This window comes from Granulicella pectinivorans, assembly GCF_900114625.1.
In the GTDB taxonomy this organism is placed as follows: Bacteria; Acidobacteriota; Terriglobia; order Terriglobales; family Acidobacteriaceae; genus Edaphobacter; species Edaphobacter pectinivorans.
The window spans coordinates 3,139,261-3,163,422 of the sequence record NZ_FOZL01000001.1 but is presented as its reverse complement, the minus strand read 5'-3'; the positions used below and the strand labels follow the sequence as shown (position 1 = coordinate 3,163,422).

The 24,162-nt window shown below is 62.0% G+C and carries 27 protein-coding genes; 18 read left to right on the top strand and 9 right to left on the bottom strand.

The features are described from left to right. Window positions 1-18: 18 nt before the first annotated feature. The 15 genes from BM400_RS12480 to BM400_RS12415 all read left to right on the top strand — a co-directional run bounded on the left by BM400_RS12480 (window position 19) and on the right by BM400_RS12415 (window position 14,433). Window positions 19-426, top strand: a complete 408-nt coding sequence (locus BM400_RS12480) for an NADH-quinone oxidoreductase subunit A (protein WP_089839461.1) — start codon at window positions 19-21, stop codon at window positions 424-426. Then, window positions 427-924, top strand: coding sequence for an NADH-quinone oxidoreductase subunit C (locus BM400_RS12475; RefSeq protein WP_089839460.1), 498 nt, complete (start codon window positions 427-429; stop codon window positions 922-924). Next, window positions 924-2,192, top strand: a complete 1,269-nt coding sequence (gene nuoD / locus BM400_RS12470; protein WP_089839459.1) for an NADH dehydrogenase (quinone) subunit D — start codon at window positions 924-926, stop codon at window positions 2,190-2,192. Before BM400_RS12475 ends, nuoD begins: the two co-directional genes overlap by 1 nt. A 35-nt stretch (window positions 2,193-2,227) precedes the next feature. Next, window positions 2,228-2,578: a transcriptional regulator gene (locus BM400_RS12465; RefSeq protein WP_245781850.1), complete on the top strand. Its 351-nt coding sequence runs from the start codon at window positions 2,228-2,230 to the stop codon at window positions 2,576-2,578. After that, entirely contained in the window at window positions 2,575-3,084 is a 510-nt protein-coding gene (locus BM400_RS12460; protein ID WP_089839458.1) for an NADH-quinone oxidoreductase subunit NuoE family protein, read from the top strand. The genes BM400_RS12465 and BM400_RS12460 overlap by 4 nt, the downstream gene beginning before the upstream one ends. Beyond that, window positions 3,084-4,418, top strand: coding sequence for an NADH-quinone oxidoreductase subunit NuoF (nuoF, locus tag BM400_RS12455; protein ID WP_089839457.1), 1,335 nt, complete (start codon window positions 3,084-3,086; stop codon window positions 4,416-4,418). Before BM400_RS12460 ends, nuoF begins: the two co-directional genes overlap by 1 nt. Before the next feature lie 132 nt (window positions 4,419-4,550). Continuing rightward, window positions 4,551-6,914, top strand: coding sequence for an NADH-quinone oxidoreductase subunit G (locus BM400_RS12450; protein ID WP_089839456.1), 2,364 nt, complete (start codon window positions 4,551-4,553; stop codon window positions 6,912-6,914). Window positions 6,915-6,925: 11 nt separating this feature from the next. Continuing rightward, a complete protein-coding gene (gene nuoH / locus BM400_RS12445; protein ID WP_089839455.1) occupies window positions 6,926-7,987 on the top strand; it encodes an NADH-quinone oxidoreductase subunit NuoH in 1,062 nt (353 codons plus the stop codon). A 68-nt stretch (window positions 7,988-8,055) separates the two neighbouring features. Then, complete coding sequence (locus tag BM400_RS12440; RefSeq protein WP_089839454.1) at window positions 8,056-8,562, top strand: NADH-quinone oxidoreductase subunit J family protein; 507 nt, start codon at window positions 8,056-8,058, stop codon at window positions 8,560-8,562. Window positions 8,563-8,564: 2 nt separating this feature from the next. Next, on the top strand, window positions 8,565-8,660 hold the full coding sequence (locus tag BM400_RS21705; RefSeq protein WP_141223911.1) for an LPXTG cell wall anchor domain-containing protein: 96 nt from the start codon (window positions 8,565-8,567) through the stop codon (window positions 8,658-8,660). Next, a complete protein-coding gene (gene nuoK / locus BM400_RS12435) occupies window positions 8,661-8,969 on the top strand; it encodes an NADH-quinone oxidoreductase subunit NuoK (RefSeq protein WP_089839453.1) in 309 nt (102 codons plus the stop codon). It abuts the gene before it with no gap. A gap of 14 nt (window positions 8,970-8,983) precedes the next feature. Then, window positions 8,984-10,954: an NADH-quinone oxidoreductase subunit L gene (nuoL, locus tag BM400_RS12430; protein ID WP_089839452.1), complete on the top strand. Its 1,971-nt coding sequence runs from the start codon at window positions 8,984-8,986 to the stop codon at window positions 10,952-10,954. A gap of 53 nt (window positions 10,955-11,007) precedes the next feature. Continuing rightward, window positions 11,008-12,570, top strand: coding sequence for a complex I subunit 4 family protein (locus tag BM400_RS12425; protein WP_089839451.1), 1,563 nt, complete (start codon window positions 11,008-11,010; stop codon window positions 12,568-12,570). After that, a complete protein-coding gene (locus tag BM400_RS12420; RefSeq protein ID WP_089839450.1) occupies window positions 12,571-14,124 on the top strand; it encodes an NADH-quinone oxidoreductase subunit N in 1,554 nt (517 codons plus the stop codon). Window positions 14,125-14,133: 9 nt separating this feature from the next. Continuing rightward, window positions 14,134-14,433 carry a hypothetical protein gene (locus BM400_RS12415; protein WP_089839449.1) on the top strand — a complete coding sequence of 100 codons (300 nt, stop codon included), beginning with the start codon at window positions 14,134-14,136 and terminating at the stop codon, window positions 14,431-14,433. A 206-nt stretch (window positions 14,434-14,639) separates the two neighbouring features. On the opposite strand, the gene BM400_RS22070 is transcribed toward BM400_RS12415, so the two are convergent. The 5 genes from BM400_RS22070 to BM400_RS12390 all read right to left on the bottom strand — a co-directional run bounded on the left by BM400_RS22070 (window position 14,640) and on the right by BM400_RS12390 (window position 16,794). Next, window positions 14,640-14,795: a hypothetical protein gene (locus tag BM400_RS22070; RefSeq protein ID WP_175529010.1), complete on the bottom strand. Its 156-nt coding sequence runs from the start codon at window positions 14,793-14,795 to the stop codon at window positions 14,640-14,642. 134 nt (window positions 14,796-14,929) lie between these two features. Then, a complete protein-coding gene (locus BM400_RS12405) occupies window positions 14,930-15,241 on the bottom strand; it encodes an ATP synthase F0 subunit C (protein WP_089841867.1) in 312 nt (103 codons plus the stop codon). 137 nt (window positions 15,242-15,378) lie between these two features. Beyond that, window positions 15,379-16,110 (bottom strand): F0F1 ATP synthase subunit A, encoded by a 732-nt coding sequence (gene atpB / locus BM400_RS12400; RefSeq protein ID WP_089839447.1) that lies wholly within the window; start codon window positions 16,108-16,110, stop codon window positions 15,379-15,381. 31 nt (window positions 16,111-16,141) lie between these two features. Then, entirely contained in the window at window positions 16,142-16,543 is a 402-nt protein-coding gene (locus BM400_RS12395) for an ATP synthase subunit I (RefSeq protein ID WP_089841865.1), read from the bottom strand. 5 nt (window positions 16,544-16,548) lie between these two features. Beyond that, window positions 16,549-16,794 carry an AtpZ/AtpI family protein gene (locus BM400_RS12390; protein WP_089839446.1) on the bottom strand — a complete coding sequence of 82 codons (246 nt, stop codon included), beginning with the start codon at window positions 16,792-16,794 and terminating at the stop codon, window positions 16,549-16,551. A 224-nt stretch (window positions 16,795-17,018) separates the two neighbouring features. Here BM400_RS12390 and BM400_RS12385 point away from each other — a divergent pair, with 224 nt between their 5' ends. Beyond that, window positions 17,019-18,839 (top strand): lysine--tRNA ligase, encoded by a 1,821-nt coding sequence (locus BM400_RS12385; protein ID WP_245781849.1) that lies wholly within the window; start codon window positions 17,019-17,021, stop codon window positions 18,837-18,839. A 158-nt stretch (window positions 18,840-18,997) separates the two neighbouring features. Here the strand turns inward: BM400_RS12385 and BM400_RS12380 are convergent, their stop codons facing one another. Both BM400_RS12380 and BM400_RS12375 read right to left on the bottom strand, forming a co-directional pair. Then, window positions 18,998-19,372, bottom strand: coding sequence for an RrF2 family transcriptional regulator (locus BM400_RS12380; protein ID WP_089839445.1), 375 nt, complete (start codon window positions 19,370-19,372; stop codon window positions 18,998-19,000). 38 nt (window positions 19,373-19,410) lie between these two features. Next, window positions 19,411-19,890, bottom strand: coding sequence for a GNAT family N-acetyltransferase (locus BM400_RS12375; protein ID WP_217644112.1), 480 nt, complete (start codon window positions 19,888-19,890; stop codon window positions 19,411-19,413). A 79-nt stretch (window positions 19,891-19,969) separates the two neighbouring features. Between BM400_RS12375 and BM400_RS12370 the strand changes: the two genes are divergently transcribed. Both BM400_RS12370 and BM400_RS12365 read left to right on the top strand, forming a co-directional pair. Continuing rightward, window positions 19,970-20,764 carry a TIGR00282 family metallophosphoesterase gene (locus BM400_RS12370; RefSeq protein ID WP_089839444.1) on the top strand — a complete coding sequence of 265 codons (795 nt, stop codon included), beginning with the start codon at window positions 19,970-19,972 and terminating at the stop codon, window positions 20,762-20,764. Continuing rightward, window positions 20,764-21,471: a hypothetical protein gene (locus tag BM400_RS12365; protein ID WP_089839443.1), complete on the top strand. Its 708-nt coding sequence runs from the start codon at window positions 20,764-20,766 to the stop codon at window positions 21,469-21,471. The genes BM400_RS12370 and BM400_RS12365 overlap by 1 nt, the downstream gene beginning before the upstream one ends. A gap of 19 nt (window positions 21,472-21,490) precedes the next feature. On the opposite strand, the gene BM400_RS12360 is transcribed toward BM400_RS12365, so the two are convergent. Beyond that, window positions 21,491-22,117, bottom strand: coding sequence for a ribonuclease T2 family protein (locus BM400_RS12360; RefSeq protein WP_175529009.1), 627 nt, complete (start codon window positions 22,115-22,117; stop codon window positions 21,491-21,493). 292 nt (window positions 22,118-22,409) lie between these two features. Further along, on the bottom strand, window positions 22,410-23,717 hold the full coding sequence (locus BM400_RS12355) for a hypothetical protein (RefSeq protein WP_089839441.1): 1,308 nt from the start codon (window positions 23,715-23,717) through the stop codon (window positions 22,410-22,412). Window positions 23,718-24,162: the final 445 nt, after the last annotated feature.

Below are 24,162 nucleotides of genomic sequence, written 5' to 3'. Positions count from 1 at the left end.
CTAGAGTCGAAGATGGCCATGCAAAGTTACCCCTACATTTGGAACTATCTTCCGCTCGTGCTTCAGGTTCTCGTCGCTCTCGGCATGGCCGGGGGCATGGTCGGAGCCTCATACCTCGTCGGCAGGCATAAGAACTCCCGCACCAAGCTCGGACCCTACGAGTGCGGCATGGACCCCATCGGCGACGCCCGCGGACGTTTTTCGGTCCGCTTCTACCTCGTTGCGATGCTCTTCATCCTCTTCGACGTGGAAGCTGTCTTCATGCTTCCCTGGGCCGTCATCTTCAAAAAGCTCCCCGCCATCACCGGCCAGGCCATGTTCGGCTTCTGGGAGATGTTCGTCTACATCGCGTTCGTCGCGGTCGGTCTCTTCTATGTCTGGAAGAAGGGCGTCTTCGATTGGTCGAACGATAAGGGGGATCTGTAAATGGAAGCCGCACCCGACCCAAAGAAGCTCCTCGGCACCGAAGCCGTCTTCGCCGCCTTCCCTGAGAACGCCGCCTGTATCGCGCTCAAGGATCTCGCCACCGACGCCAAGTTCGACCGCAACGAGTTCACCCTCACCGTCCCCGCCGAGAGCATCATCGAGGCCTGTAAGGCCGTACAGGCTGCCGGCTACAACTTCTTCGAAGACTGTACCGCCGTCGACTGGTACCCCTCCGAACCCCGCTTTCAGATCAGCTACCACATCGTCTCGCATCGCCTGAAGCAGCGCATCCGTCTCGCGGTCCGTCTCGAAGGCGCTGTTCCGTCGGTTCCCACCATTACCGGCGTATGGCCCTCCGCCAACTTTTACGAGCGCGAAGTCTTCGACCTCTTCGGCATCGACTTCCCCGGCCATCCCAACCTCAAGCGCATCATGATGCCCGACGACTGGAACGGCAACCCGCTCCGCAAGGACTATCCCGTGGAGGGCTACCGCTAATGCCGCCAACCTACGCACCCGACATGATCAACCCCGGCGTCGACGACGTCCTCGCCGACGCCAAGCGCCACCACGACACCGAAGCGCCCAAAGACCACACCATGGTCATCAACATGGGTCCGCAGCACCCGTCCACCCACGGCGTTCTCCGTCTCGTGCTCGAAATCGACGGTGAAGCCGTCGTCTCCCTCGCCCCCGATATCGGCTACCTCCACACCGGCATCGAGAAAACCTGCGAGGCCAAGTTCTATCAGCAGGTCGTTCCCCTCACCGATCGCATCGACTACCTCTGTCCGATGACGAACAACCTCGCCTACTGTCTCGCCGTCGAGAAGCTCCTCGCCCTTGAGATCCCCGAGCGCGCCCAGTATCTCCGCGTCCTGCTCAACGAGCTCACCCGCATCCAGTCGCACCTCGTCTGGCTCGGCACGCACGCCATGGACATCGGCGCACTCACCGTCTTCCTCTATTGCTTCCGCGAGCGCGAAGACATCCTCCGCATCTTCGAATCCGTAGCCGGTCAGCGCATGATGACCAGCTACTTCCGCATCGGTGGCCTTTCGCTGGAGCCCCCCCTCGACTTCTACGAGAAGGTCAAAGACTTCCTGGCCATCATGCCGGACCGCATCCAGCAGTACGAGAACCTCCTCACCGGCAACCCCATCTGGATCGGCCGTCTCAAGGGCGTGGGTCACCTCTCGCCCGAGGACGCCATCGCCCTCGGCGTCACCGGCCCCCCACTCCGCGCCTCCGGCGTTGACTGGGATGCACGCCGCGACATGCCCTACTCCAGCTACGAGAAGTTCACCTTCAACGTGCCCGTCTCGCAGGTCGGAGACGTCTGGGCCCGGTACGAAGTCCGCATGCTCGAGATGCATGAGTCGGTCAAGATCTGCAAGCAGGCCATGGAGTTCCTCGCCGCCCTGCCCGCCGACGCGCCGATCACCGCCGACGCCCCCAAAATCGTTCTGCCCAACCGCGAGCAGATGAAGACCCAGATGGAGTCGCTCATCCATCACTTCAAGATCGTCACCGAAGGCTTTGCCGTCCCCGCCGGAGAGGTCTTCCAGGCCGTCGAAAGCCCACGCGGCCTCATGGGCTACTACGTCGTCTCGGACGGCACCGCCAAGCCTTACCGCGTCCACATGCGCAACCCGTCCTTCGCCACCCTGCAAGCCCTCGAAACGATGTGCAAGGGCCGCATGCTGGCCGACGTCGTTGCCGTTATCGGCTCCATCGACATTGTCCTCGGGGAAATTGACCGCTAACCGTTTACGTTTTGCTTAAGGGTGCGGCTTCGGCCGTGCCAAAACCTGGCAAGGAAGTGGGCTTCAGCCCTGAGGTATTCCTGGAAGCTAAACTTCACACCGAACTCTGGACCTCCTGGGCTTCCCTGCTCCGCTCTTACGCAGCCGCCCACGGTCTCAACACTACGCACCACGCCGTAGTCGAAGTTGGCCCTGATGAGATCACCCTCCGGGTCAACAGCAAGTGGCTCAAGTTCCACCATCGCACCATGCAGTACAGCGACGGACGCAAATGCGCCTTCGCCCTCACCGAACACGGAACCGTCCTGACCGCAGCCGGTAAGGACAAGCAGGAAGAAGAGATGGACATCGCAGCCGAGCGGCTGGCACGGGAGATGATGCAGTGAGTCAAGTCGCCAACACAATATTCTCGCCGGAGCTCGCAGCCCGCTTCGACCACCTCGTCACCATCTATCCGCTGAAGCGGTCAGCGCTCATCCCTATGCTGCTCTACGCGCAGGATGAGATCGGCTACGTCTCCGACGCCGTCGTCACCGAGATCGCCCAGCGCATCGGCATCTTCGAGCTCGACGTGCGCAACGTCCTCAGCTACTACTCCATGCTCCGCACCAAGCCCGCGGGCAAGTACAACGTGCAGGTCTGCACGAATATTAGTTGTATGCTTCGCGGTGGATACGAGCTCCTCGACCACTGCAAGCACAAGCTCGGCATCGGTCACAAGGAAGTCACCCCCGATGGCCTCTTCTCGCTCGAAGAAGTCGAGTGCATCGGCGCCTGCTGCTGGGCCCCCGCCGTGCAGGTCAACTACGACTTCCACGACGATCTCACCCCCGCCAAGATGGACGAGGTCTTCCAGATGTATCGCGAAGGCCGTGGAAAGGATGTGAAGTAATGCCCACACTCGTCTCTCACCCCGAAGAAACCATCGTCCTGAAGAAGCGCTTCGGCCAGGGCGCAGCCGACATCGACAAGTACATCGAGCTCGATGGCTACAAGGCCGTGCAGCTCGCCATCTCGCAAGGCCCGGAGATGTCGAACTGGATCATCAACACCATGAAGGCATCCGGCCTTCGCGGCCGCGGTGGCGCAGGCTTCCCCACCGGCCTCAAGTGGTCCTTCGTCCCCAAGAACGACAAGGACAAGTACGTCCTGGTCAACGGCGACGAGTCCGAACCCGGCACCTGCAAGGATCACGTCATCTTCCTGCACGACCCGCACGCGGTCATCGAAGGCACCATGATCGCCGGCCTCGCCATCGGCGCGAAGATGGGCTTCATCTACCTGCGCGGCGAGTATCGTTACCTCCTCAAGATCATGGAAAAGGCCGTCGCCGACGCCTACGCCAAGGGCTATCTCGGCAAGAACATCTTCGGCTCCGGCATCGACTTCGACATCGTCACCCAGACCGGCGCAGGCGCCTATGAAGTCGGCGAAGAGTCCGCCCTCATGGAGTCGCTCGAAGGCAAGCGCGGCGTTCCCCGCATCAAGCCCCCCTTCCCCGCCGTCGTCGGCCTCTACGGCGGACCCACCGTCATCAACAACGCCGAGACCATCGCCAGCGCCCCGCACATCCTGCTCATGGGCGGCGAGGCCTACGCCAAGCTCGGCTCCGAGCGCAACGGCGGCACGCGCCTCTTCGGCATCTCCGGACACGTCGAAAAGCCCGGCATCTACGAGCTCCCCATGGGCTACAACCTCAAGAAAGCCATCTATGAAGTCGCTGGCGGCATCAAGGGCGGCAAGCAGCTCAAGGCCGTCGTCCCCGGCGGCTCGTCCTGCCCGGTCCTTCTGCCCGATGAGATCGACGTAGGCCTCGACTTCGACCAGATGGGCAAAGCGGGCACCATGCTCGGCTCCGGCGGCATCGTCGTCCTCGATGAAACCGTCTCCATCGTCGAGTTCGCCCTCCGCACCATCGCCTTCTACCAGCATGAATCCTGCGGTTGGTGCATCCCCTGCCGCGAGGGCACGGACTGGATCAAGAAGACCCTCACCCGCGTTCACGCCGGGGGAGGCAACAAGAAGGACATCGACAACGTCCAGTACCTCGCCGAAAACATGCTCGGCCGCACCTTCTGCCCACTCGGCGACGCCGCCGCGATGCCGACATTAGGCTTCGTCAAGAAGTTCCGCAAGGAGTTCGAGGAGTACGTCGAGGGCAAGCGTGTCGAACACCCGCTCATCGCCATCAAGCCCGTGGGCGAGTTGGCCGGGGCAGCACACTGATCCGACTCGTCTGGGCGCTTGTCGCGGTCGTCCTCGCCATCGCCCTGGTACGAGTCATCATCGTCACCACGCACCATCGCAGCGCCGATCAAAGGCTACTGATCGAGAAGTCAAAGTAGCAGAGGAACTCAGATGCCAGACGTAACCTTCACCGTCGACGGAACCAAGCTTACCGCCCCCGCGGGCACCCTCCTCATCGAGGCCTGCAAGTCCGCCGGCATCGAGATCCCAGCCTTCTGCTACTACCCCGGCCTCTCGCTCCAGGCCGCATGCCGCATGTGCGTCGTGCGCATCGAGAAGATGCCCAAGCTCCAGACCGCATGCACCACGCCGGTCGCCGAGGGCATGGTCGTCCAGACCGAGACCCCCGAGATCGCCCAGGCCCGCAAGGCCACCCTGCAACTCCTGCTCGGCAACCACCCCCTCGACTGCCCCGTCTGCGACGCCGGCGGCGAGTGCGAGCTGCAGGACATGACCTTCAAGTACGGCGCCGCAGAATCCTTCTACGCCGAGCCCAAGAACCACCGCGAAGAGCAGAAGTGGTCGCCCGTAGTCTACTTCGACCGCCCGCGCTGCATCCTCTGCTACCGCTGCGTCCGCATGTGCGGCGAAGGCATGGACGTCTTCGCCCTCGGTATCCAGAACCGCGGCTCCTCGTCCGTCATCGCCCCCAACATCCCCGCCCTCCAGTCCCCCGACGACCTCGCCCACGTCGACTGCGAGCAGTGCGGCATGTGCATCGACGCCTGCCCCGTCGGCGCCCTCACCTCCGGCACCTACCGCTACAAGACCCGGCCCTGGGAGATGAACCACGTCCCCACTGTCTGCACGCACTGCGGCGACGGATGCAAGACCACACTAGGCGTCCGCTCCACGACAGATGGAAGCGAGATCGTCCGTGGCGACAACCGCGACAAGTCCGGCATCAACGGCGACTTCCTCTGCAACAAGGGCCGCTACGCCTTCGACTTCGCCAACTCCGAGCAGCGCATCACCACTCCCATGATCCGCCAGAACGGCACCCTCACCCCCGTCTCCTGGGAAGCCGCACTCGACTTCGCCGGCAAGAAGCTCCGTGAACTCCGCGACACCCGCGGCGGCAAGAGCATCGGCGTCATCGGCTCCAACCGCCTCACCAACGAGGAGAACTACCTCCTCCAGAAGTTCGCGCGCACCGTCCTTCAGACTAGCAACATCGACCATCACCGCACTGCCGATTACGTGTCGTTTGCCCAGGCCCTCAGCGGCACCACCGGTCGCGTAGCCTCGCAGCACGACACTGCAAACGCCAAGGCCGTCCTCATCGTCGGCGGCGATCCCACCAACGAGAACCCGCTCACCGCCTGGAACCTCCGCTCCGATGTCCGCCAGAACGCAGCCCGCCTGCACATCGCGAACCATCAGCAGATCAAGCTCACCCGCCAGGCCAAGACCTTCGTGCAGGTGTCGGACCTCGGCTACGGAGCCTTCGCCGCCTACCTCGCCGGCGACGACGCCTCCGCCGCCAACGCCGCAGCGGACGCCGCTTCCCTGTCGAAGTTTCGCGACGCCGTCAAGGCCGAGGAATCCCTCCTCATCCTCATCGGCTCCGAGCTGCGCGGCGCGGATCTCAAGCGCCTCATCGACTTCGGCCTCACCATCCCCGGCGCGAAGTTCGCCCTGCTCTCCGACTACGTCAACTCGCGCGGCGCAGCCGACATGGGCGTCCTTCCCGACATGCTCCCCGGCTACGTTCCCGCACCTACCGCAGGCCTCGACCTCCTAGAGATCTTCGACGCCGCCGCCAAGGGCGATCTCTCCGCCCTCTACGTCGTCGGAGCCAACCCGGTCCTGCGCTACGACATCGACCCCGCCACGCTCAAGAACACCTTCCTCGTCGTCCAGGAGATGTTCCTCACCGAGACCGCGGCCATCGCGGACGTCGTCCTGCCCGCCGCCAACCTCTACGAGAAGTCCGGTTCCGTCACCAACAGCTACGGCGACCTGCAAGCCGTCAAGAAGGCTGCCGACCGCGCAGGTGTCCGCACCGACTTCGAGATGATCGTCCGCATCGCCGACAAGATGGGTGCCGCCGTCAAGGATCTCGTGCCCTTCGGCAAAGGCACCCGCGCAGACATGGGCCAGACCCGCGGCGCACAGTCCGGCGAGGCCGATCGCCACGCCATCTGGCTCACCGCCAACAACCTCGAGCCGCGCCTCAGCCCGTTCGATCCCGCCGCCATCCTCGACGAGATCCAGCGCACCGTCCCCGGTTACGACAAGCTCCTTCGCCTCCAGTTCTTGAGCGGAAACGACCAGAACATCGCCCCCAACGCGCCCGCTCCGCTCGTCCAGATCGGCACCCGCCGCGACCTCGTCCTTCCTGCGAAGGACAAGCTCTTCACCTCCGGAACCCTCGGCCGCTACTCGCCCATGCTCGACGACCTCCAGGTCAACGACGCACGCCTTGCCGCCCAGAAACTCGTTCAGATCGACAACCAGACCGCAGCCGATTAAGAGAGATACCGTTGACTCCACAAGTACCTTTTCTCACGTTCCTCATCATCACCGTAGTCAAGCTCCTCGTGGTCTTCGTCATCACGTTGACTGCGGTTGCCTATACGGTGCTGCTTGAGCGCAAGATCATCGGCCGCATGCAGAACCGCTGGGGCCCCTCCCGTACCGGCCCCTTCGGCCTCCTGCAGCCCCTCGCCGACGGCATCAAGCTCTTCCTCAAGGAAGACATGATGCCCCTCGCCGTTGCGCGGCCCCTCTTCATCATCGCCCCCATGATCGCGCTCGTCTGCGCCATGGTCTCGATCTCTGTCGTTCCCTTCGGTGCCCTGACCCTCGTCAAGGGCGTCGATATCTTCCAGGTCGCGAACGTCAACATCGCTCTTCTCGTCATCCTCGGCATCACGAGCATTGGCGTCTACGGCATTGCGCTCTCCGGCTGGAGTTCGAACAATAAGTTCGCCCTGCTCGGCTCGCTCCGCGCCACCTCGCAGATGATCTCCTACGAACTCGCCCTGGGCCTCTCGCTCGTCGGCGTCGTCCTCCGGTCCGGTTCGCTCAACCTTCGCGACATCGTCGACTCCCAGGCCGCTCACGGCGCTCTATCCTGGAACGTCTTCGGCGGCTTCCAGATCGTCGCCTTCTTCATCTACCTCATCAGCGCCTATGCCGAAGCCAATCGCTCTCCCTTCGATCTTCCCGAGGCCGAATCCGAGTTGGTCGCCGGTTACCACACTGAGTACTCGTCGATGAAGTTCGCCATGTTCTTCATGGCCGAATACGCCAACATGATCACCATCAGCTGCGTCGCTACGCTGCTCTTCTTTGGCGGAGCCTCCAGCCCTTTCGGTCATCTTTTCCCGGCTTTCGGCGGCATCTACGTCCAGGCTGCGCTCTCGGTCTTCTGGTTCGTCTTCAAGATCTTCTCGTTCCTCTTCCTCTTCATCTGGGTCCGCTCCACGCTTCCCCGCTTCCGTTACGACCAGCTCATGAGCTTCGGCTGGAAGTTCCTGATGCCGGTCGCGATGGCCAACATCATCGTCACCTCGCTCGTCATGGCTCTCAAGGCGCGCTAACGCTTTACAATCGCAGTACGCACACGAATTAAACGTATTCGAACCAAGGGAAGGACCACGCGGCACCCATGCAACTCGCACTCTTCCTCATCTTCGGCCTGCTCGCCATCGCGGCTGCCCTCAACCTGCTGCTGCAGCGCCACCCCATCAATTCGGCGCTCTCGCTGGTCGTGGTCATGATGTCGCTTGCCGTCCTCTACTGGTCGCTCGGCGCGGAGTTCCTCGCCGCCGCGCAGGTCATCGTCTATTCCGGTGCCATTATGGTGCTGTTCGTCTTCGTCATCATGCTGTTGAACGCGGGTGAAGAAGAAAAAACCGACGGATCGAAGATCGCCTACATTGCCGGATTCCCCGGTGCCGCCGCCATCTTCTGCCTGCTCTCCTTCGTCTTCCTCTCGGAGCGCAAGGCACTCGGTACCTCCTACGTGGGCGAGTACCTCACCGGAGCCGTCTCGAACATCCAGGAGATCTCCACCGTTCTCTTCACCCGGCTCCTTCTTCCCTTCGAAGTCACCAGCGTGCTCATCCTGGTAGCCATTCTGGGCGCGGTCGTCCTCGCGCGGAAGGAACAGTAATTATGCACCCGACCATGGACTCCGTTCTCGGACTCATCGCCGGCATCCTCGTCGGACTCGGAATCGTCGCCTACTCCAGGCGCAAGAGGAATCAGTAAATGGCTCCCGTACCCATCGCTTACTATCTCGTCCTCGCCGCCATCCTCTTCTCCATCGGGGCGTGCTCGTTCCTCATCAAGCGCAACATCGTCACCATCTTCATGTCGATCGAGCTGATGCTCAACGCCGTCAACCTCACCTTCGTCGCCTTCGCCCACATGTGGCACCAAGTCCAGGGACAGATCTTCGTCTTCTTCGTCATGGTCGTAGCCGCCGCCGAAGCCGCCGTCGGACTCGCGATCATTATCGCCATCTTCCGCACGCGCCAGACCCTCAACGTTGACCAGATCAACCTCATGAAGAATTAGCGGACACCAAAACGATGCCCTCTCAGTACCTCTGGCTCATCCCGATCCTTCCCTTCACGGGCTTCCTGCTCAACGGAACCCTGGGCCGCCGCCTGCCCCGCGCCGCCGTCACCGCAATCGCGCTCCTCTTCACCGCGATCCCCGCGATCATTGTTGCCATGCTCTGGCAGGGTGCCCTCTCCACCGGGCAGGAGGCCATCTCGAAGACCTACGGTACCTGGATCCAGGCCGGCGCCTTCCACGTCGACTTCACCCTCGCCGTCGACCATCTGACGCTGATCATGCTCGGTGTCGTCACCGGCGTCGGCTTCCTCATCCATCTCTACTCCGCCGGCTACATGGCTCACGAAGAGGGATACTGGCGCTTCTTCGCCTACCTCAACCTCTTCATGTTCTTCATGTCGGTCCTGGTCCTGGCTGAGTCCTTCCTGCTCCTCTTCGTCGGCTGGGAGGGCGTCGGCCTCGCCTCCTACCTTCTCATCGGCTTCTACTTCAAGAAGGATTCCGCCGCCAACGCCGGCAAGAAGGCCTTTATCGTGAACCGCATCGGCGACTTCGGCTTCCTGCTCGCCATGTTCCTGCTGATCGCCCACTTCGGCACCCTGAGCTTCAACGGCGTCTTCGCCGCCATTGCCGCGCAGCCCGCCCTCCAGGGTGGCTTCCTCACCGCCATCGCCCTCTGCCTAGTTCTGGGAGCCGCCGGTAAATCCGCCCAGATTCCCCTCTACGTCTGGCTGCCTGACGCCATGGAAGGTCCCACGCCCGTCTCGGCCCTCATCCACGCGGCCACCATGGTCACGGCAGGCATTTACATGATCGCCCGCTGCCACACGCTCTTTGACCGCAGCCCGCTCGCGCTGACCGTCGTCGCCTGCATTGGAGCCGCCACGGCCCTCTTCGCCGCCATCATCGGTATGGTGCAGCACGACATCAAGCGCGTTCTCGCCTACTCCACCGTCTCCCAGCTCGGCTACATGTTCCTCGCCTGCGGCGTCGGAGCCTACGGCGCAGGTGTCTTCCACCTCATGACCCACGCCTTCTTCAAGGCGCTCCTCTTCCTTTCCGCAGGCTCCGTCATCCACGCCCTCTCCGGGGAGCAGGACATGCGCAAGATGGGCGGCCTCTGGAAGAAGATCCCCTGGACCTTCGGCGTCATGACCGTTGGCGTCATCGCCATCGCCGGCATCCCGCCCTTCGCCGGCTTCTTTTCCAAAGACGAGATCCTCTACCGGGCCTTCGCACTCCAATCGAACCCCGCCCTGGGCCACGTCCTCTGGGCCATCGGCCTCCTCACCGCCGGCATGACCAGCTTCTACATGTTCCGCCTCTGGTTCAAGACCTTCTTCGGCAAGCAGTCCGTCGAAGAGCATGCCTCCCACGGACACAGTCACGACGCCCACCATACCCACGGCGTCCATGAGTCGCCCTGGATCATGCTCTTTCCTCTCGTCGTCCTGGCCATCCTTTCGGTGATTGGCGGCTTTGTCGGCGTCCCCGCGGCCCTCGGCGGCCATAACGAGCTGGAGCGCTTCCTCGAGCCCGTCTTCTCCAGCGCTGCTCCCGTAGCCACCGAAGTTGCGAGCCACGGCCTCGAGATCGGTCTCGCCGCCGTCTCCGTCGCCACCGCAGCACTCGGCTTCGTCATCGCTCTCTTCTTCTACTGGATGCGCCCCGGCACCATCGGCCGCGCCGTCGGCGGCACCTGGGCCTACGAGCTCGTCAAGAACAAGTTCTACATCGACGAGATCTACAACCTCGCCATCGTCACGCCTCTGCTCGCCATCACCCGCCTTGTCCTCGACCTCATCGTCGATCGCGGCGTTGTCAACGGCTCCGGCCAGGCCGCCGGCCTGGCCACCGAGGGTCTCGGTTCCCTCACCCGCCGCATGCAGTCCGGCAACATTCGTTCCTATGCTGGCTGGCTCGCTCTTGGTGCCGCCGCCGTCATCGCGGTCATGGTCTTCGGCCGTTTCTGGATCTTCTAAGCTTTCCTGTCGATATTGGTCTTCGCGTCACGCAGCACAAAGGATTGGACTAAATGAACCTCGATTCCCATATCCTCACCATCATCACCTTCATCCCGCTCGCGGGCGCGATCCTCCTCGCGCTTCTGCCTGACCGCGGCAAGCTGATGCAGTGGGGCGCCCTCGCCGTTACGTTGATCACCTTCGTGGCGACCCTTCACCTCCCGGCACACTTCGTGTACGGCATCTCCGGCTACCAGTTCGACCAGAACCTCCAGTGGATCGCCAGCCCTAACATCCACTACCACCTCGGCGTCGACGGCCTCTCCATGTGGCTCGTCGTGCTTACCGGTTTCCTCGCACCCCTCGGTGTGCTCATTAGCTGGAACACCATCAGTGCCCGCAAGAAGACCTTCTATGTTCTCTTCCTGCTGCAGCAGGTCGCCATGGTCGGCGTCTTCACGTCGCTCGATCTCTTCCAGTACTACGCGTACTGGGAGCTGTCGCTCGTCCCGATGACCATCCTCATCGCCACCTTCGGGCGCACCTCCAACCGCCGCTGGGCCGCTCTCAAGTACTTCCTCTACGCCTTTATCCCTTCGGCCATCCTGCTCGTCGGCGTCCTCTGGGTCTACGCGCAGACCGGTACCTTCGACCTGCCCACCATCCAGTCGATCGTCGCCACTCACACGCTCTCGAACAACCCCCACGCCCTCTGGCTGGCATCGCTCGCCTTCCTGCTCGCCTTCGCCGTCAAGGTACCCGTCTTCCCGCTGCACGGCTGGCTGGCTGACGCGATCTCCGAAGCCCCCACCGCAGCCGTTATGGTCCTCACCGGTAAGCTGGGCCTTTACTCCATCCTGCGCTTTAGCTTCGGCATCTTCCCTGACCAGGCCCACTGCATCGCCCCCTGGATGATCGCGCTCGGCGCCATCGGCATCGTGTACGGCGGCCTCCTGGCCATCACCCAGAACGACCTCAAGCGCCTCGCCGCCTTCGCAACCCTCTCGGCGCTGTCGTTCATCACCCTCGGCATATTCACCTTCACGGTCTCCGGCCTCGACGGCGGTATCTTCCACATCCTCTCCGAGTCCATCTCCGGAGCCGCCCTCTTCATGCTCATGGGCCTGCTTTACGAGCGCTACGGCACCTACGACATCCGTGAGCTCGGCGGCCTCGCTCAGAAGCTCCCCTGGATCGTGACGATGTTCGTCATCACCGGACTGTCCGTCGTCGGCCTGCCCATGCTCAACAACTTCGTCGGCGAGTTCCTCATCCTCTCCGGCACCATGCAGTCCGCCATCGCGCACCACGTCGGCTTCGCCGTCCTCGCCACCACCGGCGTCATCCTCTCGGCCTCCTACATGCTCTGGATGATCCAGCGCGTATTCTACGGTAACCTCGGCACCAAGTCGGCCAGCACCAAGACCTGGGATCTCGACCTCCGCGAGCACATCGCTCTCTGGCCGACCGTGGCCCTCTTCCTCGCTATGGGCGTAGCCTCTCCCTTTTGGATCAAAGCCATCGACCAGGCCGGCACCGCACTCGCCGACAAGCCCGCCGCTGCACCCAGCCCCATCAAAAAAGTTGAAACCGAGACCTACACACCCGTAGCTGCAACGACGGAGGCCCGCTAAATGTCCCCCAACCTCCTCGCTCTTCTGCCCGAGATCATCCTCACCGCAACCGGCGTCGTTGTCATGCTCGCTGAGCCTTGCATCGCTCCCGGCAAAACGCGCAAGCCGCTCGGGTGGCTCGCCATTCTCGGCACTCTCGCTGCTGGCGCCGCAAGCTGGTATCAGCTCCAGTTCGGCACCATCTCGGCCTTCTCCGGCACCGTCCAGGTCGACGCCTTCTCGATCTTCTTCCAGCTCCTCATCGCCGCCATCATCCTCGTCACGCTGCTCGGCTCCCTCGACTTCTTCGACGGTCCCACCACGCACGCCGGCGAGTACTTCGCGCTCTCGCTCTTCGCTGGCGTCGGCATGATGTTCATGGCCTGCTCCGTCGAGCTCCTCATGGTCTTCGTCGGCCTCGAGATCTCCTCCATCTCCACCTACATCATGGCCGGCTTCCGCAAGGGACAGGCCACCGGCTCCGAGTCGTCACTCAAATACTTCCTGCTCGGCTCCTTCGCCACCGCCTTCTTCCTGTATGGCGTAGCGCTCGCCTACGGATCCACCGGATCGACCACCATCGCGGCCATTGCAGCCGGCCTCGGTGCAACGACCACGCCACGCATCGCATTCCTAGCCCTCGCCATGATCATCATAGGCCTCGGCTTCAAGGTCTCCGCTGCCCCCTTCCACGTCTGGACGCCTGACGTCTACCAGGGAGCTCCCTCCCCCGTCGTGGGCATGATGTCCACCGCCCCCAAGGCCGCAGCCTTCGCCGTCCTTCTCCGCATCACCTTCATCGGATTCCCCCTCATGCAGCGCCGCTGGGTGGTCCTCATGTGGGCGATCGCCGTGCTCTCGATGTGCATCGGCAACCTCGGGGCCCTCCTTCAGCGCGACGTCAAACGCATGCTGGCCTACTCCTCCATCGCGCACGCCGGCTACCTCCTCGTCGCCTTTACCGCCTTCCCCCGCGAGGGCATCGCCGCCGCTTGCTTCTACACCGCAGCCTACGCCGCGATGAACGTCGGCGCCTTTGCCGTCATCACCCAGGTCGCCGGCTACAACGAACAGGCCCGCTCCATCGACGACTTCACCGGCCTCGCCCTCAAGCGACCCCTCCTCGCCGGAACCCTCTCCTTCTTCCTTCTCTCGCTCATCGGAATCCCCTTCACCGGTGGTTTCTTCGGTAAGTTCTACGTCTTCTCTGCCGCCGCCCACGCCGGCCACTACTGGCTCATGGTCATTGGCCTGCTGAACTCCGGCGTCGCCTGCTACTACTACCTCCGCCTCCTGGTCGCCCTCTACACCCGCCCCACGACGGACACGGCCCGAATCCTTACCCACAAGCATGTGTCGTTTGCGGCCGAGGCTGGCCTCACGATCGCCGTCCTCGCCACCCTGGGCCTCGGCATCTTCCCCACCCCCATCCTCGCCCTCGCTCAGCGTGCCGGACTGGCTCAGATCCCCGCTCCACATCTCGTGGCACCCATAGCCCGGGAGGACGCGGCAGCCGCATGGTGTACTCAGCACCAGGATGAATGCACCACCCACGTCGACAGCGCCTCACACTAACCTCTTCTTATGAGCGGCCCGCTTTTCACTCCCGACGACCTTCCCTGGACCGTCGGAATCGACTTGCCGCTCACCATTCTCCTCATACTCGTTACGGGCGGCACCTTCATCATACTTCCGGGCGTATATCTGGCCTTATGGCTGTATATCGTCCACCGGCGACCGCTGGCTCTCTATCTGTATATGCCTTTGGCCGTCCTCTCCGGACTGGATCTCATCCCTGATCGCTTGCTTCCCGGAAATCTCTCGGAACTCATAGGCTTGCTGTTGGGGCTTTGGCTGGCAGCGGAGTGCTCCGAAGCGAGCTGATTGAGACCTTCCTGCAAAACGAGAGCTACGAGATCACCATCAGCCCATTCTGGACGTTTTGCTTTGGCTCCATCCATCTGAACTACTGTATTCCCCCGTACACGCCCACTCCACGGCCCCTTCCACCACGATACCCACGGTAGTCGTGACGCAAAAGAAGAGGCATCCGTTCTACGGAGGCCTCTTCCCTGCAACCAACCCGGTCTCTAAACTCGTGCCGCCTGAATCTCATTGGCAAACGACCCAACCGGATTCAAAATCGTATTCTTCGCAATCTGCCCAAACGTCTCGCCGCGCTTGTGCATCATGTAAGCCGCTGCCGCTCCGGCGATGATCGTTCCCCAATAAATAGCCTTTTTCATATCCATCTCCTTATGCAGCCGATCCATTCGGCCTGCAAAATAAGATGCCCACCCCATCCCGCACGCTGCCTGCCAACGCGGAAAAGCCCCCGCACATCGCGGAGGCTTTTCACAAATCCCACAAAAGGAAAAGCTTAGCTAGCCTTGACCTTGAGGAAGATGATGACGAACGTGAACAGCGCGAGGGACTCGATGAACGCGAGGCCGAGAATCAGGAACACGAAGATTCCAGGGCGAGCACCCGGGTTGCGTGCCAGCGCTTCGGTCGCCGAAGCGGTCGCCTTACCCTGGCCAAGTCCGCAAAGGCCGGCTGCGAGAGCCATGCCGAGACCGGCAGCAAGGGGAACCCACTGGCCCGAACCATCGCCGGCAGCGGTCTGCGCAAAGGCGGGCGATGCAACGAGCATCACAGCCAGCGTCATAAATACGTACTGCATAACCTTCAACATCTTCATGTGAAACTCCATGCCCCCGAGATTCGCCGCCAGTGGGTGGTTGATGTTCACCGTGCTGACACCCTCACGCTGAACGGCGCCGTACTGACACAAGGCGGGAGACAACTCCCTGTGTCCAAACTTGAACTCTAGTGATCGTGCGCAACAGCCAGCGACAGGTAAATCATAGCCAGCAGCGTAAACACATACGCTTGAATCGCAGCCACACCAAGATGCAGCCCGAGGAACACCAGCGGAATGCCAACCGGCACCAGCGAGAAGAACGCCAGCGTCAAAAGGTCGCCGGCGAACATATTCGCGTACAGACGAACCGTGAGCGAAAGCACGCGAGCGCAGTGCGAGATGATCTCGATCGGCAGAAGCAGTGGGTAGAGCCACCAAACCGGCCCCAGGAACTGCTTGATATAGCTGAAGCCGTTCGCACGAACGCCATGGTAGTGGTAGTAAAGGAACGTAACGAGTGCAAATCCCAGCGGCACTGTGACGTTCGCGGTCGGGGACTCAAGCCCCGGGACCAGGCCCATCAGGTTCGCGATCAGGATAAACAGGAACAGTGCCGTCAGGTAGCTGGTGAACTTCTCCCAGCCATGCCCGATGATCGATTCGCTCTGCTCGGAGACGAACTCCTGCGTCATCTCGGCGAGATGCTGCACTCCACCCGGCGTCTCCACCGAAAGGGTCGAGCGCACGATCGCGAAGTAGCCCACAAGCAGCAAGAAGACCAGCAGCTCCATCGAAACAGCGTTCGAGATTGGAGCGCTGGCATTGACCGGCTGCACATGAACAGCCCTCAACAGCGCGGTCGTAGGCGCGGCGAGGTGATTGTTCAGAAACTGGGTAAAAAGAAGCTGAGGAGTCATAAATTTGAGCCGAATGGGGCGCGTCTACCAGCTAAACCGTCCAGGCCTTCATCAATCGAAGACCCTCGACTGAGAGTGCGAACACCCCCAGCGCAAGGCCGCCTGCCAGAGCAAACACAGAGCCATCCAGAGTCTTAAGACTAACATAGAGCACCACCACGGTCAGCCCCAGCCGCAGGAAGAAACCGACAAGAATCATGCCCATCGGCCTGGCCGTTCCGCCCATGTCCATGCGAGCCATCACGGCGGTCATCAGCCGCAGCCACTCCCAAAGCCCCGACCCCGAAATCAGCGCGCCCACCAGGAAAAGCAATGCACTCTGCCAGCCTAGCTTCCACCACAGAAGCGGCGACACCACGATCGCCGCGACGCCCATCAGGCGGATCGCACCCACCATCGTCCGCTTGAAATCCTCGTCGGTAAACTGCTCCATCAGCTTCACTTGGCGTCCCTCTTCAAATACCCCGAAGCCGTCCGGAAGATCTGAATGAAGCCGCCCAGCGCGCCCAGCAGAATCCCAACCACGCCCATCCAGGCCTGGTGAAAATGCCGGTCTCCCCAGCTTCCCAGCAGCCACCCGATCACGCACCCGGCCGGCAACGCAATGGCGAACTGAATCATCGATTCAGCCTTCACCAGATCTCCCAGCGCGCCTTTTCCTTTTTTCGACGGTTCGTCAGCCATCCGCCGATTATATGCGGTTTCTGATGGTCAACTTGCGGGCCGATGTATGGATAACGTGGGCAGCGGACGGTGTCTGCGCGTGGTGGGGACCTCGTCCTTACTGGCGATTCCTGCTTTCGCGTCGTATTTTTCTTGGCGTGCGGCAGTTGCACCATTTTTGGGCAGTGGGTTTTGTGGGGAGGAGTCGGATATCCTTACCAAAGCCTCACACAAGAAGGATCCACGTGTCTCAATCCGAATTCGAAATCGCCCAGTACGCCCTCCGCCGCCAGAAGCTCGAACAGATCGGTCGCCTCGCCGTCGACAATGGCTTCGCCAAAACGGAGGCCGAGGCCACCTATCCCAACGCCTACGCCGCCACCGCGACCATCCCGGAGCTTCGCCGCAACTACGATCCCCTCACCGCCGAGACCCTCGATGCCCATCCCATCGAAGTCTCCGTCGCCGGCCGCATCATGGCTATCCGCGTCCAGGGCAAGGCCGGCTTCGCACAGCTCCAGCAAGGCGGCCAGCGCTTCCAGATCTACGTCCGGAAAGACGACGTCGGCGAGAGCCTCTTCGCGCTCTACAAGCTCCTCGACCTCGGCGACCACATCGGCGTCCGCGGCCACCTCTTCCGCACCCGCACCGGCGAACTGACCATCCACGTCCGGCCCGTAGCCACGCCCGACGGCGCACTCCTGCCCGCCATCACCTTCCTCGCCAAGTCCATGCTCGCCCTCCCCGACAAGTACCACGGCCTCGAGGACACCGAGCTCCGCTACCGCCAGCGCTACGTTGACCTCATCATGAACTCCGGCGCGACCAAGCCGCCCGCCCCTGCGCCAGCCGCACCCGCGCCAACAGAGACCGCCACCGACCCCACCGAAGCCCGCGCCTCCATCCAGGCCACCGAACTCTCGACCCCGCCAGCGCCCGTCGAAGAAGAGACTGCTCCCAACGTCCGCGCCGTCTTCGTCAAGCGCGCAGCCGTCCTCCGCGCCCTGCGCTCCTTCTTCGACCAGCGCGGCTACATCGAAGTCGAAACCCCCATGCTGGTCGGCATCGCCGGCGGCGCCGCGGCCCGCCCCTTCGTCACCCACCACAACGCCCTCGACCTCGACCTGAGCCTTCGCATCGCCCCCGAGCTCTACCTCAAGCGCCTCGTCGTCGGCGGCTTCGACCGTGTCTACGAGATCAACCGCAACTTCCGCAACGAGGGCATCGACACCAGCCACAACCCCGAGTTCACCATGCTCGAGTTCTACCAGGCCTACGCCAACTACCACGACCTGATGGACCTCACCCAGGAGATCGTCCAGCACGTAGCCATGGAGGTGAACGGAACCACCATCACAAACTTCGACGGCAACGAGATCGACCTGAGCAACTGGACCAAGCTCTCCATGCGTGAAGCCATCATCAAGTGGTGGCCAAACATGCTTGATCGCCCGAATCATGAGGTTTTTTCATCATTGGAATCTTTCTGCAAATGGTGGGAACCATGGGAAATTCGCACCGTCGTTATGGAGCATGTGCCCGATGACGGTATCGGTTTAGCGCGACACCTTCAGTTCAGAGAGTTTGTCAGTAAGTTGAGCAGAGGTCTGCGGGACGGAGCCATCTCGTTCGGAAAAGCTATTACGGAAATATTCGAGTACCTCGCTGAGCCGGAACTCATCCAGCCCACCATCATCTACGACTTCCCCCTAGCCGTAAGCCCCTTATCCAAGCAAAAGCCCGACGAACCCGACTGGGTCGAGCGTTTCGAGTTCTACATCGGCGGCTTCGAGGTAGGCAACGCCTTCTCCGAGCTCAACGACCCCGACGAGCAGCGCAAGCGGTTCGAGGACCAGCTCAAGGAACGCGATCGCGGCGACGACGAAGCCCACCACATGGACGAGGACTACGTACGGGCTCTCGGCTACGGCCTGCCCCCCACCGGAGGCGAAGGCATCGGCATCGACCGCCTCACCATGCTCCTCACCGGATCGAAGTCCATCCGCGACGTCATCCTCTTCCCCCTCATGCGCCCCATCAAGCCCCAAGCCGCTCCGGAAGAATAATCAGCCACCCAACCGGGTGCCCCACATCTCGATTCCGAGATGTGGGTTTCCGCCTCACAACTCCCCGCCGCACCAACGCAAACAAAAAGGCCGCGCCTAATCCAGAGGCGCGGCCGTTGTCTGTTCTTATCCCGCTTTTATCCTGGTTACGCCTTGCTTTAGACCTTCTTCATCTTCTTCACCACGGCTGCCAGCGAGGTCTCATTCATCGCCTCAACCGCCGCTCCGCGCACCTTCTTCATCGCCGAATCCACCGCCGGATCCCCCAGCACCAGCCACCCCGGCGTTACCGCCGAGTACACTGCGCCCAGCCCAATCTGCTTGGCCGGCACCGACAGACGCGCCCCACCATTCGGGCCTTTTTTCTGCTCGATCAGCCCGGCCTGGTGCAGCAGCAGAAACATCCTTCGCACCACCACCGCGCTCTCACCCAGCTCTTCCGCGATTGCGCCGGATGTATGCATCGTACCCGGACCCTGTGCCAGCACCGCCAGCAACCTCAAACCCAACCGAAACTGACCGCTCATTGCCATGCCAAGCAAGCTATCACAGCGGCCCCATGTGTGGGGAATCACACAGAAAGATTCTGCGGCAGAATCAAAACCATCTCGTTCGTGTCGGTCCACCCCATCTTCTCGTACACCGGTCGCCCCATCTCGCTCGCATGCAGCACCAGGTACTGAATCCCCAGCTCCCGCGCGCCGTCGTACGTCGCCTCCACCAGCTTCCGCGCCAATCCATGCCCCCTGTGCCCGTCCTCGACGTACACATTCAGCAAATACCCGCGCCGTGCATCGGTAGGGTGCAGATAGTGCGGTGGCCAGTCCAGCACCATCAACCCCGCCCCGCCCACGACCCGCCCATCCAGCTCCACCGCCCAACCCAGGTAGCTTCCATCCACCAGCTTAGGCGCAACCCACGCCAGAAACGGCTCCCGCATCGCATCCAGCGCCGCCTGCGGCTTCCCGACAGCCTGAAACATAGCTTCCCGCTGCGCCCCGATCAAAGCAGCCTCATCCACCCGCATCCGCCGAAACAAATAATCAGACATCCGATTAATGTATCAATAGCAGGCCTTCTGAGCCCTGGGCCCTAAGCCCTGTACCCTGCTTTTCTGATACCCTCCTCAAGTGAATATCCTCTTTGTAGGCGACGTCTTCGGCTCTGCCGGTCGCCATATCGTCCGCGAGCACCTCCCACACGTCGTCGAATCGAACGCCGTAGACCTTCTCATCATCAACGGCGAAAACGCTGCCGGTGGCTTCGGCCTCACGCCCTCCCTCGCCGAAGACCTCTTCGACCTCGGCGCCCACGTCATCACCACCGGAAACCACATCTGGGACAAGCGCGAGATCTTCGACTACATGTCCGTCCCCGCCGACTCCCATGACCGCCCCCGCCGCGTCCTGCGCCCCGCCAACTACGCCCACGGCACCCCCGGCTTCGGCTTCTACCAGGGGGCGTTGGCCGATGGAACGGAGTATGCGGTGATGAACATGCAGGGCCGCGTCTTCATGTCTGCCTGCGACGACCCGTTCCGCAAAGCGGACGAGCTTCTCAGCAAGATCACCGCCAAGGTCATCCTCCTCGACATCCACGCCGAGGCCTCGTCGGAGAAGGTCGCCCTCGGCTGGTACCTTGACGGCCGCGTCACCGCCGTCCTCGGAACCCACACTCACATCCCCACGGCCGACGAGCGCATCCTCCCCATGGGCACCGCCTACCAGACCGACGTAGGCATGTCTGGCCCCTACGACTCCGTCATCGGCGTCGAAAAGGAGTTGGTCCTCCAGCGCTTCCTCACCGGCATGCCCGGCAAGTTCGAGGCAGCCAAGGGCAACCCCAAGATGTGCGCCGCGTTGATCCACTGCGACCCCACCACAGGCCGCGCCCACCACATTCAGCGCATCATGTTGGGCGAGTAATGCCCTTCCCCACCCAACCCGCCTTCTTCACACCTCAATCCGAGAAGAACTTCTTCGCCGCTCAATCCGCCCTCTTTCTCATCGATCCCGCCCGCCTCCTTGACGAGGCGGGCACCTTCCTCCTCGGCAAGGATCTTCTACCCCGCATCCACCAGAAGCCCCTTGGCGACCGCCTCTACGCCGCCGGAACGATGGTTCCCGCCCTCGGCCTTGAGACCGGCTTCTACACGGTAGACATTCGCTCCACGGCGACCGAATCCGCCCCCATTCCCCTTACGCATATCGTCTTCTCAGCGGGCTTCGTCCTCGGCACGGAGACCGGACTCCTCATGCTCGCCAATGGAGACCGCCTCACCCCCTGGAACCCCGGCACGCCGCCACCCAGCCGCACTCCGATGCCCCTCACGAACTTCGAGCGTTCCATCCAGGTAAGCCCAGGCTGGTACGCCGTCACTGTCGTGGCAGGTCTGCTCGAATCCCCCGAAGCTGAAGAGCCCATCGCGCAATCCCGCGACGAAGAGTACGAGTTCAATCAGGACACCTGGGACGAAGACACTCAAACTCATCGCCCCAAGCGCCGACCTTTCCGCCCCAGGCAAGTCGAGCAGGAAGAGCAATGGATCTGCTCCTTCCTGCTCGACCCACAACCCGAAAAACCAGCCTTCACCGCCGACCTGACAAAGAGCCTGAATCTGTTCGGCCACTAAACCGGGTTGCCTACATCCCTCACTGCTGCGGCGTAACCTTCACGGCATTCGCCCGGCAGGCCCGTATCCCCACCGGACAAGCCATCGGCACTAACCCCTTCGTCATGCAAACCTCAATCGCCGTCAGACGGTTGTTGCCGCAGCTCAGCACCATGCTCCCCGCCGGAAACGAAGGATTCGCCTTCGCGAACATCTCCAGAAGCCCCGAAGGCGGCAACATGATCTCGTGATCCAGCCCCTTCAACTCCGGCGGAATCGCGACCGTCTGAAACGCCTTCCGTGCGAGCGAGAAATAAGCATCCGGGGCCATCCCGGAGCACGTTCCATGCGCATCCCACTCATGCCCGATCAGGCTCGCATCCGGCGTCACGTCCGCATATGCCTCGGGGTGTGCCGGCCCCGGCGCACTCGAGCAGTGGTACGGAAAACTGCCATCCAGATTCTCGCCCCAAAGCCCATGCAGAATAAAGCCAGGCTTCGCCGCACACTGGCCATTCGTCGGATGCGTCACGCAGAACTCAGGCGACCACGAAAGGTTGAGTAGAAAGAAATCGAACTTCCCTGGCTCAGCCGGAGCCTGCGCCTTACCCTGCCCAACGCCCATGACCAACATCGCCAACGCGATGAGCAACACTTTCATCTTCATCAGATCCCTTTCCGTGCGGTAATCGAAGCGGAAACATACCACTTTTGCATAAGTTGCTTTTATGGTGGTTTGTCCACGTTTCATGGACATTGGCCCACGCGATACGGACCAGACGGCCTTGGCGAAACCTTGAGAAATTTCTGAAGTGGCACTCTAAACCCTTTAGAAGACCATTCTTAGAAGGATGCACTGAGAGAGGTGCATTTCATACCACTTTCGAAGCAAGAGGTCTGACCTCCGGACAGAAAAGAGGCAGCCCGAAGGCTGCCTCTTTCTTCCGCAAAACATCTGCTTACTTGTGTGTCGTCCTGCGTGCCGGAGTTGCCTTCTTCACAGGAGCCTTCTTCACTTCTTCGCCGTCGACCATGGTGATCATGGCTGGGCTCTGCGTGTACGAATCGTACGTACCGGAGATGTCCATCTTCGTGCCGACTGCGGGCGCTTCCTTGAGCGGCTCCTTCATCGTCACCGTGAAGTCAGCCGTCTTGCTCTGGACCGCATCGTCCGAGACCGCAATCTTCAGCGAGCTTGCTGTGCTCCCGTCGACGATCAAAACACCCGGAATCTGCACCGACTTGCCCTTGATCGCGGCGAAGACCTTATCCGCATCCTCAGGCGTGCCGTTCTGGAGGATGAACTCCTTGTCAGCCAAAGCCAGCGTCGCCGGATCGGCGGTTCCGGCAAGAGCCTGGTGAGCGATATCCGAGGCCTTGGGAGCCGGGACGATCGAGAAGTCCGCAGGCGGGAAGAGATTCGCCTTGGCAGCCGTCACGACAGCGTCATAGCCATCTGCGTTGCCGTGGTACTTCTTGTAGCAATAGCTGGCCAGCGGCTGGAGCTGCGCCTTGAAGTTGTCAGGAGCGTAGGAAGCCGCACGCGTCGCGAAGAAGGTGCAGTTCACATAATCAGGAGGGGTCGAGCCGTAGTAGGCCTGACCGAGATAGAAGGTGTCCTGAAGGATCGGTCCGGGGGTGGTCGTATCGGCCAGCGGAGCGGACTTCAGCTCAGCCGTGAACGCCGTAATCGCGCCGGGATAATCCTTCTTGTTGAGAGCCGCGGAACCGATGGCGCTGTAGAAGCGCGGCGTTCCAATGCCCTTCAACTGCGTGTAGTCGGCATCCGACATCGCTGCCGGCTTGGTCGACAGGGCGTCGAGACCCTTCTGTCCATAGCTCGCCGCCGAATCCAGCGCCGTCTGGCGGGCTGCCGGATCGGTCGCCTGGCCGGCCTGCGCGCCGCGCATGGCAACCTCGGAGATCAGGGCGCGAATATTGTGCGGATCGAGCTGCAGAATACGGTCGGCGGCATCGATCGTCTTGGCCGCATCGATCGTGCTGTAGGCGAACATCAGCTGCTGCAGCACATCCAGCTTCACCGCGGACTGCGGATACGAGACCAGATAGGCCTCGAGCGCGGCAGCCTTCGCCTTCGCGTCCGTCTGAGACGTCGCGTTCGTGTAAGCGGCGTACTCAGCCGGGGAAAGTTGAACCTGGCCAGCCGCAGCGGGAGCAGCAGCCTGAGCAAACGCGACATTCGCCATCGGCGCCACAGACGCGAACGCGACAGCCGACAGGAGAGACGCAACCATTACCTTCTTCATGCAAAGCTCCTCGAGATCTCTTCTTCCTTACGATGCTGCCGCCGGTGTACGGGTCATCTCGCAACGCCCGAAGTTCCCGCGGTCAGGAAAATTGAAATTGACACAGGGGAACACCTCTCGGTCGCCCCCAGGACCCCGCTGGCACGGACCGAAAGGTTAGACCTTTCGACCGGAGACCAATGAAGCGGATTATAGAAAGCGGTAACCCCTCTGGCAAGTAAGCATCTGCAATCGAGTATGCCACGACCGCGCTTTCTTTCCACCAATTGACCCCGCCGGTCCTGTCAAACTGTTGCCACCAGCGTTCCGGGTGCCGGAATTTCGCCCCTTTATTCCACATTTCCGCGTTTTTTCGGCCTTTGCCGCATCCCGCCCCGCGGCTACAGTTAATCCATACCCCGGCCCAGCGGCCATCGCTCCCCTCGACCGCTGGCCCTACGAGGAA